Origin of the sequence: Sulfurospirillum cavolei (assembly GCF_001548055.1) — a bacterium.
Lineage (GTDB): Bacteria > Campylobacterota > Campylobacteria > Campylobacterales > Sulfurospirillaceae > Sulfurospirillum.
This window is the reverse complement of sequence record NZ_AP014724.1, coordinates 526,212-543,002: the sequence shown is the minus strand read 5'-3', so window position 1 is coordinate 543,002 and position 16,791 is coordinate 526,212. Positions and strand designations below refer to the sequence as shown.

Here is a 16,791-nt window from a genome sequence, read left to right as displayed (position 1 = left end):
GTCTATTCCTTACTTTAATCTATAAATTACGCATCTTCCTTACTAATGCATATAAACCTTCATTTTTAATTGTCAAAACAACTATCTTAGTTAAATAAAAACCATATGACGGATTAGAAAGTGCTTTTTTAATACGCCCTATAAAGCTATTTTTTTTAATACAAGTGTCTAGTTTCAAATCAGTTTTTTGTTTTATTTCTGCCTGAAACCAAGATAAAAAGGAAGGTTCTACTAATGAATATGGATCGGGAAATGCTTTTTGTAAATCTACTCTTTTTCGGTATAACTTTCTCATGTCAGAGCTAATATTTTCGCCATTGTCAAATTTACTATACCTCCAAGATTTATAAGCCAAATCACCATGACCAGATTGAGCCAAATCTTGCGCATAGATATCCCAAAGCTCTGAAGCTATGTTTTGGCTTGAAGCATATTTGTTCATCATACTAAATCCAGCTCCACTATCATAACCAGTGAAATGATAAAATCTAAGAGGTGTCCCTGCAACAATAAAATTTCCTTCATCATCTTTTGATAATACTCTATGTGCAATATTCCATGTTGCAACGTTATAACCTCTGTCTCTTACAATATATAAATTACTAAAAAATGCGGGTGCGAGATCACACCATCTTTGATCTGTAAATAAACCATTTGGAATATCATCAATACAAAAACTTTTTAATCTAGCAGACCACCATTTAATAAAATCAAGCCCTTGCCCAGTTGTTTTTGCTGCGAAAAAACCAAGATTATATACCCCATGTTTTAATGCTGAAATTTCATTATCTTGTATTGCAATATTATCAGTTTCCAAGTCTAAGAGATGTGGAGTTAACAAAATATCGTATCTATCCAATAAATTATCTAAATCTTTTAAACTGTTAAAAACTTTTATATCTGGGTCCAAATACATAATTTTGTCAATATTTTTTCGAGAAGCTAATAATTCAGCTGCAGGGCCTTTGACTGCAGTACAAAGCTCTACAATGTTATGTCCAAATGTCCAACTTTCTAAATTTGGAAGACCTAAATCCTCTATCATAAGTATTTCATCAAATGGCTCATTTCCCAGGTTAAAATTGCTTGGTAAATCATCCGAGTATAAAAGCACAAATATCCATTCTGGATGAAACTTCTTTAATGACCTAGCTAAAACTCTTGCTTTAGGTAAATAACTTTTTGTTATTGATGTATAAACTATCATTATATTTTGCTTTCCTTATTTATTTTATAAACATCTTGAATTGCAGACATGATAACTGAGGGCGAAGAATCAAGCGGAATTACTTTTCCCAATTTATATTGTTTGACTCGATTTCCTTGAGCTCCAATATCAAATGCTACAATAGGTAGACCCATTTCTATTGCTTCAGAAACGGTGTAGCTAAAAGTCTCAGGGACAATAGAAGATATAAAAATTACATTAATTCCATTAGCACAAATTATCTCCGGTAATTCATCAATCTTATAAGAACCAATTATTTTAATTTGTGGACTTAATGGTAACATACTGCTACCAACAACTGTAATTGGAATCTGCATTTTTTGTTTATTAATATAATCATATAAAGCATTTACTACGGCTCCACCTTTTACCATTGTTAAAGTGCCTAAAATGCCAATATGCAACATCCCTGATAAATCAATTTTTTGACTACAGTTAAAGTAATTAATTTGATGAGGAACAATTCTTATTTTAAAATCTTCTAAATGAAACACCTTTCGATAGATATCCACAGCAGATGAATCGAAAAAATCAATATTAGTGGAAGCTTTGAGTAACTGATGAAAAGGTAAACGCCATTCGTCAATATCGTTAGACCAACTATTTTTAATATACCAAGCAGAATTTTTCTTAAGGCAGTCAGTACAAATAATGTGACTTTGTGGTATTGCACAATATATATTTTCGAAATTTAAAAGATGTGGAGACGGACAAAGAGCGTGAAAATCATGTACTTTATACACTAGAGAGGTTTTACAAAATTGAGTTAAATCAATAATCTTATTAACGACTTGAGCAATATTTGAATATCCATAAAATGAATTGACAATTATATGTTTACTACCAACTTCCTTTAAGACCTCAAAAAGAATATTAATATCGGCAGTAGCAAACAAAATGCTGTCATCAATTTTAATCCACTCAATAAACCAAAAATTATCTTTATACGTACATCTTAAAACTGCATCTTTATCATTCAATAGATTACTCTTAATCAAAACGTTACTGTAAACATTAGTTCCACCACCAAAATTATGATCGAAAATAATCGTATCAGCTTGTATTAATCCTTTAGCTATATACATTCTAAACCAATCAATACCAGAGACACTACTATCTGGATCAAATTGATATGTTGAATACATTTGTGTCTGAAAGCCAGCATCTTCCGCAAAATAAATAAACATACGCTCAATAGCATGTGCTAAAGTTCCATCACTTTGCCCATTTTCTTGTTCAAAATCTTGCCATTTAAGCTGCATTTGAACAAATGGCCAGATTGCTTTACCACGGAACCAAAACATGGAACCTGCAGGAAAATAATCTTTTTTTAAATTTTCAATAACTTTATAATCTTTGCCATGTTTCATAGCCAACTTCAACATATTGTTATAATTATCTCCAATATTCATACATGGTCTAATGGGATTGTATATCAATGGAAATAAGATCCCAAGTGAAGGATACTTTACAAATTGTTGGAGAATATTGCTAACTCTTTGAGAATTGCCAAGTAATGATTCCATTAAATAGCGACGCCAACCTCTTAATGCCATATTATGAGGAGAACGCTTTGAATGGATATGTAATACTATATCATGTTTGGATAATTTGGAGCCCAATGCAATAATCATAGGAGCCAAATCGCGTCCGATGTTCTCTGTAATTTGAATGTCTAGTCCTAAAATATTCTTCATATCAAAAAAAATTTTTTCAAGTAATTGTGCTTTTTCTTTAGTATCTGTTGTTATATACAGAAAAAATTTAACAGGAATATTTGTAAGATAATTTCGAATTTCATATCCAAGGTCAGAATAGAAAATATGTGCGTGAACTGCAATATCTTGTGGCAAGCCAATATTATTATCTAAAAAATCATGTATCAATGTGTATTCGGTGTTGCTGAATGGTGAACTTGAATTGTCACGAAGATATGAGATTACTTTATTATAAAGTCCTCTAATACCACTTTCTCTAATTGTACGTAAACATTGTGTAAAAACCCGCTTAAATGCAATTGTTCCAGGGTACTTTTTGCTATAATTGCGATAAAACTTAATCATGTTTTTTAAAGAAAGAGGATTTGTATAACCATTACTTATAATAAAATGAACAAGAGGATTAATTCCTGCATTTAAAACATCTGGATATGAAGATATTTTAAATGTTGACGATGGATTCCTCTCTTCTTTCCAACCATATTTGCAAAAATGCTTTAATGGGTTAATACCTGATTCTTTTACATCATTGTATGTATTAACATAGTATTTTTCGTCAAATAATCCACTTTGAAAAATAATTTTCATATCTTTTTTATATTGCATATAGTCTCCCCTATTAAACTGTTCAATTATATTCCCTACTAACCTTATTGGTTTTGTAATATTCCAACTAAAACTATTACAGTAGTGCCATATTATATTTTCAAGCTCTGCGACTTTATTATTGAGTCCTATTATCTCTTCACTTAAGTTTGTATTACTTGTAGATAAAATTTCTATTTCCATACTTAAATTTGATCTATCTTGTTCAAGCTCTGTTACTTTATTATTGAGTCCTATTATTTCTTCACTTAAGTTTGTATTACTTGTAGATAAAATTTCTATTTCCATACTTAAATTTGATCTATCTTGTTCAAGCTCTGTTACTTTATTATTGAGTCCTATTATTTCTTCACTTAAGTTTGTATTACTTGTAGATAATGATTGTAATTCCACTTCTTTTTCAAGGAAGAAGTTTTTAAAAGACGTAAATAATACTTCTTTTTCGATTTGCACGTAACGAATATTTATTATAAGCTTTTGTACATTCGGAACTTTACTTATATCTAAATCATGAAATAATATTTGTGCATCATCAGTATAAAAAAAATATTTTCCTCCATAAGATACAATACTATTAGAATAAATAAAAGATTCAAGATCAATTTTGCATTGAGTTGTTTCCAAATACAAATTTTTTATCTCTATTACGCAACTTTCATTAAGAGGATCAAGCCTAAGTGATTGAAACTTTCCTTGTATATCGCTTAGTTCAAAAACGAACTCCTGAAATTCATTATCTTTAGATATTGGAAGTCTAATAGAATTCTTTTCATTAAAAGTTGCATCTTCATTCATTTGAAAAAAGAGCTGTATAAATAAACTTGAGAAATTAACACTATCCTTATTGAAAGGCAAAAGAATAGTAGCTTTTTTAACAGAATCACTTAATAAGTATTTTTTTTTCTTACCATATACATAGGCATTAAAACTATGATCTAATTTTAAAAAATCCTCATGATGCTTAAAAAAAGGCTTTAAATTATTTATAAAACTCTCAATATTGTGATAGATTGAAAAAACAAAAATAGCTCGCCAAATAATGAAACTTTTTGGTATGCTAAATTCAAACACCCACTCATAATCTATTAATGTGAACTTGTTATCAAAGATAAAAAGATTTCCAAAAATCATATCAATATTTGCGCATTCAAGGAGGTCTTGTGGTTCAGAGATTGTCCATTCTCCAAATACAGTTTTAAATTGATTACAAGGTTGAAATTCTACATTCCTTTTTGTTACAAATTGATCAACATAAGAAACAAATTTTTGAATATAGCTTTCAAAAAGTGTTGGATTTCTTTCTTCTAGTGCCATTGACATCAATTTTTCCATCAATTGACCTTGTGCCATTTCAAATTGTATTTGATTTGATTTCTTTGTAGGTTTAACAAGATTAATATTAAATTGGTTCTTTAATAATTTATAATTAAAAAATATATTATCAATATGTTTTTTTGCATCTTCATGTAAAGGTTCTTTTATTGCATATCTTCGACCTGAATCATCCTCAACTATTGTAGTCATTGTCTGATACTGGGGCAGACGATTAGAATTTTGTTTAATGAAAATAGTTTTCATAAAATGGCTTCTACTAAAAAGGAATTAGCAAAAAATGAAAAATTTTTATTTTTTATTATTGATTTGTAAGCTTCACGTTCATTAAATAAAGCTAGTCGATCTTGATCATAGTTTGGAGTATACTCATCAAACAATATATTATCAGATGGTAAATAATCATCTGAATAAATCACTGTTGGCAACTTATAATCTGGCATAGGATAATAAAAATTTAGTTCTTCAAAGCCTATATCTTTAAGTAATTCTTCGAGTTCTTGTCGTCCAAAAGTCTGAATACTTTTATCGTTCTGATAGTTTTCTATACTATCAAAAAATTTCCCAGTATGATCTTCTCTAGCTCCAGCCCAGTATTTAAGTCCAAATTTATTTTCTATAGCTAAAAGTAATTTTCCGTTTTCCTTAAGATATGATTTAATTTTTTCTAGAAAAGTTTTAAAAGGTTGAGCTCCAGAAGTAAATTTACCAGCATATTCTAGAACACCTATCAATGTAATATAATCAAATTTTTCATCAAATGTAATGTCATTAAGATTACCTACAATAATTTCTAGATTATCATAATTCTTATGCCTATTATAAATAATTTCAGCTCGTCGCTTTGATAGTTCAACTACTTTAACATCCCTAAGTTTTTTTGCAAACATCCCACTAAAAGCTCCGCATCCGCCACCAATTTCTAATAAATTACCGTCTTTACTAAACTTGTACCAGTTAAGCAAATTTTGTCTAATAGGTGATAGATGATACATAATTGGCCAATTATCTGTTGTATATAATATTTCTGTAAAATCAGTATGTTTTTTTACTATCTCGAGAATAGTATCTTCAATATCTCCATCAGAATAGAGATCTTGATTCTTATAAAAATTAAAATTTATTTTACTCATGATTTTTTCTAACATAAATTAACTTTGTATTACTGAATGCTAATCCAGTAGCTAAAACGGGCGATACGACGTCAATAAAAGTTGCATCATAAATTCTATGGAACACCTTTAAATTTTCATTTTCATATTTTGTGCATCCAAGTGCCAAAAAATAACTTCCTGAATTAAGAATCATTTTTTGTGTAAATTTAATAGTGATTATTTCTCCTTTTTTAACAACACCAAAGACTTCATTTAATTGATTTGTATTTGTACCTGTTAATTCCATTCCATCGACACTCTTAAGTGTATATGCAAAAATAGGATCTATAATATCTTTATGAAATGCCACAGTCATTAAAATGGTGAAATCCTCATTGTGTCTTAATTGGTTCGTTATTTTGTTTTCATTATTAATAATTGAATAATCAATAATTTCAGCTTCAAAAGTACCATAAATATTAGCATTGCTATTGGTAGGTAATTGAGATTTTAAGTCATGATTTGATATGTCAATTTCAACACCTTTTTCATTTTCTTCAAATATACTTTCTGGTGTAATAGAAACCATAATTTTTCTAAATTGCTCTGTTGTTTTTTTAACATCGCCTTGTATTTCTAAACAACCATTATTTATCAAAATAGCTGAGTGACAATATTTAATAATTAGATCAATAGAATGAGTAACAAAAAGTATGGTTTTATTGAGTCGTTTGAATTCTTTAAACTTATTAAAGCATTTTGCTTGAAAAGCCATATCTCCAACACTTAATGCCTCATCGACAATCAAAATATCGGGATCAACATTAATGGCTACTGCAAACGCAAGTCGTGCAAACATCCCACTACTATACATTTTAACGGGCTGATGAACAAAATCTCCAATATCTGCAAAAGCTAAAATTTCTTCAATTTTCGCTTTCATTTCTACTTGCGAAAAGCCCATCAACGCCCCTTGGAAATAGATATTGTCTATTCCTGTATACTCAGGATTAAATCCAGCACCCAATTCCAATAAAGAAGCAATACGACCATTTACATGAACACTTCCACTCGTAGGAGTAAGGACGCCCGTTATAATTTTTAGTAGTGTACTTTTACCTGCACCATTTTTACCAATGATGCCAACTGTTTCACCTCTTTTGATCTCAAAGCTAATATCATTCAACGCATAAAAATCTTTATGATACTTTGTTTCAAAAGGATTCAATGCCTCTTTAAGACGATCTATAGGCTTATCATAGAGTTTATAAAGCTTAGTAAGATGACTGACTCTTATAACATTATTTATCATCATAGCACGTCCGCAAAATGAGGTCTAAGTTTTCGAAAAATAATAGCTCCCAGGGCAAAAAAAATAAGTGTTATTCCCCAAAACTGAAAAGCTTCTAATGGCTTTTCCCAAAACCACACATGGTATATAAAAGCATCCCGATATCCTTGAGTAATATAATGTGCAGGGTTGAGCTCAAAAATCCATCGAAACTCTTCTGGAACCATCGCCAGAGACCAAAATATAGGAGTAAACCAAAAGCCAAACTGTATCGCCATACTTATAAGTTGTCCCAAGTCACGAAAAAAGACAACCACACTACTTGTCATCCATGAAATTCCTAAAAGTAAGATTATCGCTGAAAAAAGATAATAGAGCACCTGAAACCAATACAAGCTTGCTTCATAACCATATATTTTGTACATTATTATCATAAAAGTTATAAAGAAAAGATGAACGATTATGGCTGAAGTAATCTTCACAATAGGTAAAAGACTAACACGAAAAACAATCTTTTTGACTAAAAAACTATTATCTAAGATTGCATTAGTGGCAGAGAGAAGTGATTCAGAAAGAAAAAACCAAGGAATCATTCCAGCTACAAGCCAAAGAATAAAAGGTACATTTTGAACAGGAGCAGATTTAAACCCTACTTGAAAAACAAACCAAAAGATAAGAACTAAAACTGTTGGTTGTATAAATGCCCATAATATTCCAAGGTAATTGTTGAGATAGCGCGATTTAAAATCATTTTTTACCAAATCTTTGAGTAATCTTCTGTTTTGATAAATATCTTTCAAAAAGCGATAAAAAGCTTTTATATATTTCAATTATATTTCCTTAGATACCATTCAACGGTTTTGACGATGCCGCTTTCAAAATTCTCTTCGGCACTCCAACCGAGTTTTGTTTCGATCTTCGTCGCATCGATCGCATAACGTCTGTCATGCCCCGCTCGATCTTCGACAAATGTGATTTGTTCTTGATACGATGTTGCTTTCGGCTTGAGCGTATCTAAAATTTCACAGATTTTATGGGCGATATAAAGATTGTTGCGCTCGTTACGTCCGCCGATATTGTACGTCTCGCCTGAGATGCCCTCATGATAAGCAAGATCGATTCCTTTACAATGATCGAGCACATAGAGCCAATCGCGAATATTTTTACCGTCGCCGTAAATAGGGATTTTTTGACCGGCAAGGGCTTTGCGTATGATGGTGGGAATGAGCTTTTCATCGTGTTGCTTAGGCCCGTAGTTGTTGGAACAATTGGTCACGACGGTGTTCATCCCGTACGTGTGATGGTAAGCTCTTACGATCATATCACTGGAGGCTTTCGATGCCGAATAAGGCGAGTTGGGCGCATAAGGCGTGCTTTCGGTAAACAAACCCTCTTCGCCTAAGGTTCCGTAAACTTCATCGGTCGAGATGTGATGAAAACGACACGCCTCGTATCCTTCTTTCCAGACGAAAGGTTTTTCCATCCACGTTTTATACGCCACGTCGATCAGCGTAAACGTGCCGTTAACATTCGTTTCGACAAAAACGCCCGGATTTTTAATCGAATTATCGACATGCGACTCTGCAGCAAAATGAATGACGCCGCAAATCGCGTATTGTTCGAACAACGATTCCACTAAAGCACGATCGCAAATATCGCCTTGAACGAATACGTAGCGTTCATTATCGTCCACTTCCGCCAAATTGTCCAAATTGCCCGCATAGGTTAAAAGATCAAGATTGACGATACGGTAGTGGGGGTACTGTTCTAAAAAGTACGGCACGAAATTAGAGCCGATAAAACCGGCACATCCGGTCACTAAAATTGATTTGGTATACGGCATCAGCGTTCTTCTCCCATATGACGTAAACAGGCGTGTAAACTCTCTTGCCAATGAGGAATTTCCAACGCATACGCCTGTTTGATCTTTGATTTATTTAAAAGCGAATAATGCGGCCTTTTAGCCGGTGTCGGATACGAAACGGTTTCAATGGGCACAACCTTACATGTAAGCTTGGCGCTCTTCATAATTTCTTTGGCAAAATCATACCAAGAGCAAACACCTTCGTTAGAATAATGGTAAATTTGCGTTTGCGCGTTGTCGATGTGCGGCAACATATCCAAAATCGCCTTAGCAAGGTCTCGCGCGTAAGTCGGCGTTCCGACTTGATCAAAAATGACGCCTAAAGACTCTTTCTCTTTTCCAAGGCGTAACATCGTTTTGACAAAGTTAGCTCCGTAACGACTGTAAACCCATGACGTGCGTATAATGACGCTATGAGGAAGCTTCACATGTAAGAGTGCTTTTTCGCCTAAAAGCTTCGTTTGCCCGTAAACCGATTGCGGATTGGTCGCATCGTCTTCAACGTAAGGCCGGTAATTTTCTCCGTCAAAGACGTAATCGGTGGAGATGTGCACGAGTTTGCAGTGAGACTCTTTGGCAATCGTTGCCAGATATTTGACCGCTTGATGATTGATGGCATCTGCTAAAGCTTCGTCGCTTTGGGCTTTATCGACCGCCGTATACGCCGCACAATTGACGATCGTATCGATGGCGTTTTGTTTCACATACGACCTTATCGCTTCTTCATCGGTGATGTCCAACTCTTCTTTATCCGTGAAAAAATAGGTATGCGTATACGAACGTGAGAGTTCGCGCAGTTCGCTTCCGAGTTGTCCGTTTGCACCGGTCACTAATATCTTAGGCATAGTAGTTCACGCCGTAGTCGAAAAGATCGAGCGCATCTTCGAGTTTGGGTTGCTTGGTATCTTTTTCGGAGAGATGCAACGCTTCTGCGCTTAGCAGCCACTCTATTTTTAAATTTTTATCGTTATACGCAATACCGCGATCACACTGTGGAGCATAATAATTATCGACCTTATACGTAAACGTACAGGTTTCGCTCAGCACTACAAAACCGTGCGCGAAGCCTCGTGGAATAAACATCTGGCGTTTGTTTTTACCGCTAAGTTCAACCGCCACATGTTCCCCAAACGTCGGACTTCCCACGCGAATATCGACCGCAACGTCCAAGACTTTTCCGTCAATCACGCGAACCAATTTAGACTGAGCAAACGGAGGCAATTGATAGTGAAGCCCGCGTAAAACGCCGTGATGGCTCCTCGACTCGTTATCTTGGCAAAAATTGACGCGATAGCCGATAAAATTTTCAAACGCCTCTTGTCGAAACGTTTCGACAAAATAGCCTCGCTCGTCGCCAAACACTTTAGGCTCGATAATAATCACTTCTGGAATATTTGCTTTAATAAAATTCATTTATATTTTTTTCCTTGTACTTTTTTCAAAAGGTATTGCCCGTATTGATTTTTTTTCAAAGGCTCGGCTAAGGCAAGCAACTGCTCTTTATTGATATACCCTTTATCGTACGCTATTTCTTCAAGGCAGGCAACTTTAAGGCTTTGTCTTTTTTCGATGGTTTGAATAAATTGTCCCGCGTCTAGCAAGCTTTCGTGCGTTCCCGTATCGAGCCATGCAAAACCTCTTCCCATCAGTTCGACTTTGAGCGCACCTTGCGTTAAGTAGGCTTGATTGACGGAGGTTATCTCTAGCTCTCCTCGTTCGCTCGGCTTGACGTTTTTAGCGATTTGGACGACGGAATTGGGATAAAAATAGAGCCCGACGACGGCATAGTTGGACTTAGGATATTGCGGCTTCTCTTCAATGCTCAAAACCGTTTCGTTCTCATCAAAATCCACAACCCCATAGCGTTCCGGATCGCTGACGTAGTAACCAAAAACCGTCGCTTTTCCCTCTTTCTCGACATTTTCAACCGATTTTTCCAACAAGCCCGTTAAGCCTTGCCCGTAAAAAATATTATCGCCCAAAACCAAACACACGCTCTCATTTCCGATAAACTCTTCCCCTAAGAGAAATGCTTGTGCCAAGCCGTCTGGGCTGGGTTGTACGACGTACGAAAACTTCATACCAAGCTCGCTTCCGTCTTGCAGTAACTCTTCAAATCTCGGCAAATCCTGTGGCGTCGAGATAATCAAAACTTCCCTAATCCCCGCCAACATCAAAACGGAAAGCGGATAATAAATCATCGGCTTGTCGTAAACCGGCACCAGTTGCTTACTCACGCCTCTGGTAATGGGATAAAGTCTCGTGCCGCTTCCGCCGGCTAAAATAATACCTTTCATTCTTCGTATCCTTTAGGATTTTGACGCTGAAATCGCCACATATCTTCGCACATTTTATCCAAATCGTACTTTGCTTCCCACCCTAAAAGCTCTTTAGCAAAACTCGGATCGGAGTAAAACTCCGCGATATCGCCGGCGCGTCTGGGTAAAATCGCGTACGGTATCTCTTGTCCGCACGCTTTTGAAAAAGCATGAATCACGTCTAAAACGCTGTACCCTTTTCCCGTTCCCAAATTAACGGCCGTACACTGTGGGCGAGCTAACAAAGCAAGGGCTTTAAGATGCCCCGATGCTAAATCGACCACGTGAAGATAATCCCTCACTCCCGTACCGTCTTTTGTGGGATAATCGTTCCCGAAAACATTGACGCATTGACGCCTTCCAATAGCAACTTGAGCGATGTAGGGCATAAGATTGTTCGGAATGCCTTGCGGATTTTCGCCGATCAAACCGCTTTCGTGTGCACCGACGGGATTAAAATAACGTAAAATCGCTATCGACCACGTAGGATCGCTGACATGTAAGTTTCGTAGCATCTCTTCGATAACCAGTTTCGTCTGTGCGTAAGGGTTCGTCGTGCGCAAAGGGTGTGCTTCGGTAAACGGGAGAAATTCCGGATTTCCGTATACGGTAGCCGAAGAGCTAAAAATCAGCTTTTTGATATTCATACGACGCATGGATTGAAGAAGGCAAAGTGTTGCATATACGTTGTTGTCGTAGTACTCAAGCGGCTTTTCGACCGATTCGCCGACGGCTTTAGATCCGGCAAAATGAATCACGGCGTCGCAACCTTCGAGGGTTTTTTCAAGCAAGGCTTTATCGTGAACGTCGCCGCAAACCGTTAAAAGTTTTTTAGACGTAATTTGCATTACACGTTTGAGCGACTCGGGCGTACTGTTGGAAAAATTATCATACACGACAACTTCAAATCCCGCGTTCAGTAATTCAACGCAGGTATGTGAGCCGATATATCCCGCTCCGCCCGTTACTAAAACCGTCATACTACCCCGACATGCAAACTTTAATTTAAAATTATAACGTAACAGCGTTACGTTTTTCGTTATATTTATGAATCAAACTATGTTTTTCTTTTGAAGAAGTTATTTTAGTCTCTTACGACTTTATTTACGATTAACACGCGGTAACGAATGCGAAGCAACGTCGCCTTAGTTTTTGATCACGCCCAGATCGACGCAAGCGATATGGTTGAGGGAGGCTTTGGCGGTTTTCTTTAAGACACCGAAAATTTCATTGAGTTCATTATCGTCAAAATCGTGCTGGTAGCCGAATCCGTGGCAAATGACTGCAGAGCTTACCGTCATCAGCGGAAATTTTTGCAATGCTCCTTCACGATTTTTTGCCATAATATACCCAGAACTCAGTCCTTGTTCGCAATAAAAACTCTTAATATCTTCGGAAAATTTCGAGACGATTTCCAAAATGATCGCGTAGACTTTTTCAAACGTATCTTCTTCTTTTAAATTCCAGCCTAAGAAAAAATCATCTCCGCCGACATGCCCTATCAAGCACTCTTCAAAACCGATCGAACTGCGTAAAATATCGGCAAAAAGCGTAATAGCGCGATCGCCTTTGCGAAAGCCGTAATAATCGTTAAACGGTTTAAAATTGTCAAAATCGAAATATGCCATCATCACTTTGTCTTTACTCTCCATCGCATTGGCGACAAATTCGTTGATGATGCGATTGCCCGAGAGTCCCGTGAGCGGATTTTGATCTTTTGCGTCGACGATATTCTTTTCGTTGACGATGTCCAAAAGCACTTTAGAACTTAAATAACCGATGTATTTTTCATCTTCGGTAATCAAGATAGCGTCGTTATCGTCGTCAAAGGCGTAAATTTTCAAAATTTTATCCAACGGATCGTTGATGTCGGCGCGTCCACAATGCGAAACGATATTTTTCAAGCTACCTTGAGTGATGTTGTACAAAAGCGACTTACCGTAATTGGAGTACATGTAAGACTTGATGTCGGAGTCTTTAATAATGCCCATCGGCGTCCAATCGCGCGCCAAAACCGGCACGAAATGGGTCTTTTTGTCACCGCGTAAAAGTTCGTATACTTCGTTAATATGCGAATCCACAAAAACGGGATGGCTTTTTTGAATGTACTTTTCGATATTGGAAATCTTCCCGTTTTTGCGTTTCTCGTTTTGCGAAATATTTTTGACATGTTCATAGGAAGGCATAATTTCCCAGACGTTTAGCGTCGGGCGTTGCACGAAATAGCCTTGCACCATATTGCAACCGAGTTTTTTACATTCGATATACTCCTCTTCGCACTCTAAACCCTCGACGATCGTAAAAATACCCATCGCCTGCGCGATCTGAACGATGGAACCGACGAAGAGTTTTTTCTTCTTGCTTTTATGAATGTCGTTGATAAAAAAACGGTCGATTTTGATAAAATCGGGTTCGGCATGAAAAAGCATCTGAAGTCCGGAAAAGCCCACTCCGAAATCATCGATCGCCATTTTATAGCCTTGTTGCTTGTACAAATTGAGCACGAGTTTATCCACGCCCGCGTACATACCGACTTGATGCTTTTCCGAAAGTTCGAAACAGATGTTCGAAAAGTCCATATCGTAAGTGCTTAAAAGCTCACATGTATAACCGGATTTAAAATCGGGCATCATCGTAATGCGGTTGTCGAGATTGTAAAAAAGTTTGACATGTTTGGCAAAAGGAAGTAACGAAAATTTGTGAATGGCTTTTTCACGGAGCTTAATGTCGACGCTGTAAAGCACTTTTTCGCTAAAGGCGGTATCAAAAACGGCATCAATCGTATTAAAATCCGCCGCTTCGTAATTACGAATCAACGCCTCAACGGCGTAAAGCCTTCCCGTATAAATATTGACAATCGGCTGAAACGCAAAATCGGCGACCTCAATGAGTTTTTGCCATCGCTCGTTTAACATGTGACGTGACTCCTCCATTGAAATGGAAGAATTTTACGCTAAAGCGATTACCGAATTGTTACATGTCACGTATTCAGTCGCAATTTTCCACGCAAATTTTATGCAGTATCACCTGCCCTCCGCATCCCGCAAAACAAGCATCGTAGGCTTGGTCGCACCCGCAATCGGTCGTACAAAAGCTTTGTTGATTGACTAAAATTTGCTCAAAAGAAGGGCGTACGGGCACCCACGGCTCGCGCGGTTGACGATAGCGTAGCGCATTCATGCGCGAGCGCAACTCGTCGCGTCTTTGGCAGGCACTCGGATCTTTCGTGCGTTCGCATTGGGATTGAAAATAGCTCAAATCGCGACTGTAATCGCGATAAGCACTCTCCCACGCAAATCGCTCTGCCCGATACGAAGAGAGTTCGAACATATAACGATCGTAGGCACGATCGAAAGAACGCATCTCTTCTACTTCAATCACTTTTGCTTTTGCGTACGCATCGTCTAAACAACGCTGATATGCCGCTTGACACGGCGTTTGACAACGCTCGCGCGCCGTCATACAGCCGTTGAAACACGCGGTACTTGCTTCTGTTGTCGTGAGGGGCGGAACGTATTGATTTTGAATCACGTACCGAGGTCCGCATCCGATAAACAATAACCCGACTATCAAAATAAGTGTCTGTCGCATTGCCGCTCTTTCGTCATTTTTTTGCGTATTATACGCTACAATCGTGAAAAAACGGTGAATTAAGGCTCGAGCCTCGCCCCTTTAAGATACTGCGCCATCATCCGATCGTAAAGGCTTCCTTTGTCGCCGTCAGGCTCTTTAAGGCGATTGAGTTGCGTTTGCATGATCTGTATCTGCTCTTTAGGAATCTCTTTACCCGCGCAAATGTAATAATCCGTATTTAAAATCACGTATGCCATACGGTACTGCGAAACGTCTTGCCCTTCGGTAATCAAATGATACACGAACGGAACGTCGGTATACACTACCGCGTCGACTCTGCCGTATTCCAACATCTTATACCCTTGAATCGGCGTCGAAACACGGATAATATTTAAGCCGTGGTGCTCTCCGATTTCTTGAAACAGTAACTTCTCCGAAGAGGTCTCTTTAATCGTAGCGATACGCATCGGACGTAAAATTTCCGTCAAACTTTTACCACCAGCCACCGGCGTCGCTCTTTTGGTAATCACGCCCAATCTAACCGTCGCCACCGGTCCTAGCCAATAAAAGTGCGGTTCTCGATCTTTCAGCTTAACCGCCGTCATCAAATAAGCCTTGGGGTGTTTGAGGGCTTCTTCGTACATTTTATTCCAAGCGTCCATCGTCAATTCGTCGTGCGAAAAACGTGAACGCAACGTCGAAAGACTGGCTTCGAGTAGATCGACGCTTAAGCCCTTAATCTCGCCTTTATCGCGAAAACTAAAGGGCGGATTCGGCGCGGCATACACTAACGGCTCGAGCGCAAAAGAGGGAGTCACACACACAGAAATCACCGTAACGCAAAGCGCGAAAGCAAAATACAAACGATGCATCATTTATCCTTAATAGCGTTGTTATGACAGCATAGATAAGAAAAAATACTAAAATATATTATAAAGGATTCTTTAAAATTGTAGTCCTATCTAGCTTAATTCAAGCAAAAGAGTGTGACAAAATGGACGAAAAAAATGTCAAAAAACGAAGGCTATTTGTACAAACGCGGTAAATACGCCAAATAAATAATATTGCTCATCGCTCCGCTGCATAAGATCATTGCCATAACGACGATTTGATAACGAACGGCAACTAAAGGATCGACTCCGGAAAGGATTTGTCCGGTCATCATCCCCGGAAGCGAGACGAAACCTACTGCTAAAAATTGATTAATTTGAGGGATCATCGACGCTTTAAACGCGATCGAACGTGCTTTTTCATGAGGAAGATGTTCTTTTTCTTTTTCGTAGCGTTCGGCGGCTAAAGAGAGGGCATTCATTGCATTGGCATAAATCATTCCCGCCAAAGGAATCACAAACCTAGCGTCAAACGGATTGTTTAATTCAAGGACAACCCATAAAACCCACGCTAAATTAAACGAACCTCCCAAAACGATGGAAACCAAAATAAGCCCGAACGTTTTGAAATCTTTTTGGGGAATATTGCGTCTCGCGATAAACGAAGCCGTCGTTACCATCACGATCAGCAGTAAAGAGAGCATCCAAAGCGTATTCGTCTCAAACAAAGAGGTTAAAACGTATCCGACGAGGATCAATTGAACGCTCATACGAAGCGTTGCTTGCGCGATCTCGCCTTTTTTCCCGACCCATCGATAATAGGCATATCCGACAATGCTTAAAGGAATGATCATAAAAAGCAGATGCGATAAAGCGATGGTCTGCATGAGAACCTTAGGAACGATTCAAGAAGCGCGGCACTTCTCGAATCGTTGTT

14 protein-coding genes are annotated in these 16,791 nt (G+C 37.4%); all 14 read right to left on the bottom strand.

The window, feature by feature from the left end; all coding sequences use genetic code 11:
• Window positions 1-19 precede the first annotated feature (19 nt).
• The 14 genes from UCH003_RS02855 to UCH003_RS02790 all read right to left on the bottom strand — a co-directional run bounded on the left by UCH003_RS02855 (window position 20) and on the right by UCH003_RS02790 (window position 16,741).
• Complete coding sequence (locus UCH003_RS02855; protein ID WP_060825348.1) at window positions 20-1,207, bottom strand: hypothetical protein; 1,188 nt, start codon at window positions 1,205-1,207, stop codon at window positions 20-22.
• Window positions 1,207-5,130 carry a rhamnan synthesis F family protein gene (locus UCH003_RS02850; protein ID WP_060825347.1) on the bottom strand — a complete coding sequence of 1,308 codons (3,924 nt, stop codon included), beginning with the start codon at window positions 5,128-5,130 and terminating at the stop codon, window positions 1,207-1,209. Before UCH003_RS02850 ends, UCH003_RS02855 begins: the two co-directional genes overlap by 1 nt.
• Window positions 5,127-6,032, bottom strand: a complete 906-nt coding sequence (locus UCH003_RS02845) for an SAM-dependent methyltransferase (RefSeq protein WP_060825346.1) — start codon at window positions 6,030-6,032, stop codon at window positions 5,127-5,129. The genes UCH003_RS02850 and UCH003_RS02845 overlap by 4 nt, the downstream gene beginning before the upstream one ends.
• Window positions 6,010-7,293, bottom strand: coding sequence for an ABC transporter ATP-binding protein (locus tag UCH003_RS02840; RefSeq protein WP_197653537.1), 1,284 nt, complete (start codon window positions 7,291-7,293; stop codon window positions 6,010-6,012). Before UCH003_RS02840 ends, UCH003_RS02845 begins: the two co-directional genes overlap by 23 nt.
• Window positions 7,290-8,099: an ABC transporter permease gene (locus UCH003_RS02835; protein WP_060825345.1), complete on the bottom strand. Its 810-nt coding sequence runs from the start codon at window positions 8,097-8,099 to the stop codon at window positions 7,290-7,292. The genes UCH003_RS02840 and UCH003_RS02835 overlap by 4 nt, the downstream gene beginning before the upstream one ends.
• Window positions 8,096-9,112 (bottom strand): dTDP-glucose 4,6-dehydratase, encoded by a 1,017-nt coding sequence (rfbB, locus tag UCH003_RS02830; protein ID WP_060825344.1) that lies wholly within the window; start codon window positions 9,110-9,112, stop codon window positions 8,096-8,098. The genes UCH003_RS02835 and rfbB overlap by 4 nt, the downstream gene beginning before the upstream one ends.
• Window positions 9,112-9,978 (bottom strand): dTDP-4-dehydrorhamnose reductase, encoded by an 867-nt coding sequence (rfbD, locus tag UCH003_RS02825; RefSeq protein WP_060825343.1) that lies wholly within the window; start codon window positions 9,976-9,978, stop codon window positions 9,112-9,114. Before rfbD ends, rfbB begins: the two co-directional genes overlap by 1 nt.
• Window positions 9,971-10,546, bottom strand: a complete 576-nt coding sequence (rfbC, locus tag UCH003_RS02820; RefSeq protein WP_060825342.1) for a dTDP-4-dehydrorhamnose 3,5-epimerase — start codon at window positions 10,544-10,546, stop codon at window positions 9,971-9,973. The genes rfbD and rfbC overlap by 8 nt, the downstream gene beginning before the upstream one ends.
• Window positions 10,543-11,430, bottom strand: coding sequence for a glucose-1-phosphate thymidylyltransferase RfbA (gene rfbA / locus UCH003_RS02815; protein ID WP_060825341.1), 888 nt, complete (start codon window positions 11,428-11,430; stop codon window positions 10,543-10,545). Before rfbA ends, rfbC begins: the two co-directional genes overlap by 4 nt.
• Complete coding sequence (gene galE / locus UCH003_RS02810) at window positions 11,427-12,431, bottom strand: UDP-glucose 4-epimerase GalE (protein WP_060825340.1); 1,005 nt, start codon at window positions 12,429-12,431, stop codon at window positions 11,427-11,429. The genes rfbA and galE overlap by 4 nt, the downstream gene beginning before the upstream one ends.
• Window positions 12,432-12,596: 165 nt before the next feature.
• Window positions 12,597-14,366, bottom strand: coding sequence for an EAL domain-containing protein (locus UCH003_RS02805; protein ID WP_060825339.1), 1,770 nt, complete (start codon window positions 14,364-14,366; stop codon window positions 12,597-12,599).
• Between the two features lie 73 nt (window positions 14,367-14,439).
• Entirely contained in the window at window positions 14,440-15,042 is a 603-nt protein-coding gene (locus tag UCH003_RS02800) for a hypothetical protein (protein WP_060825338.1), read from the bottom strand.
• A 59-nt stretch (window positions 15,043-15,101) separates the two neighbouring features.
• On the bottom strand, window positions 15,102-15,896 hold the full coding sequence (locus tag UCH003_RS02795) for a substrate-binding periplasmic protein (protein WP_060825337.1): 795 nt from the start codon (window positions 15,894-15,896) through the stop codon (window positions 15,102-15,104).
• 152 nt (window positions 15,897-16,048) lie between these two features.
• Window positions 16,049-16,741 (bottom strand): ABC transporter permease, encoded by a 693-nt coding sequence (locus UCH003_RS02790; protein ID WP_060825336.1) that lies wholly within the window; start codon window positions 16,739-16,741, stop codon window positions 16,049-16,051.
• Window positions 16,742-16,791: the final 50 nt, after the last annotated feature.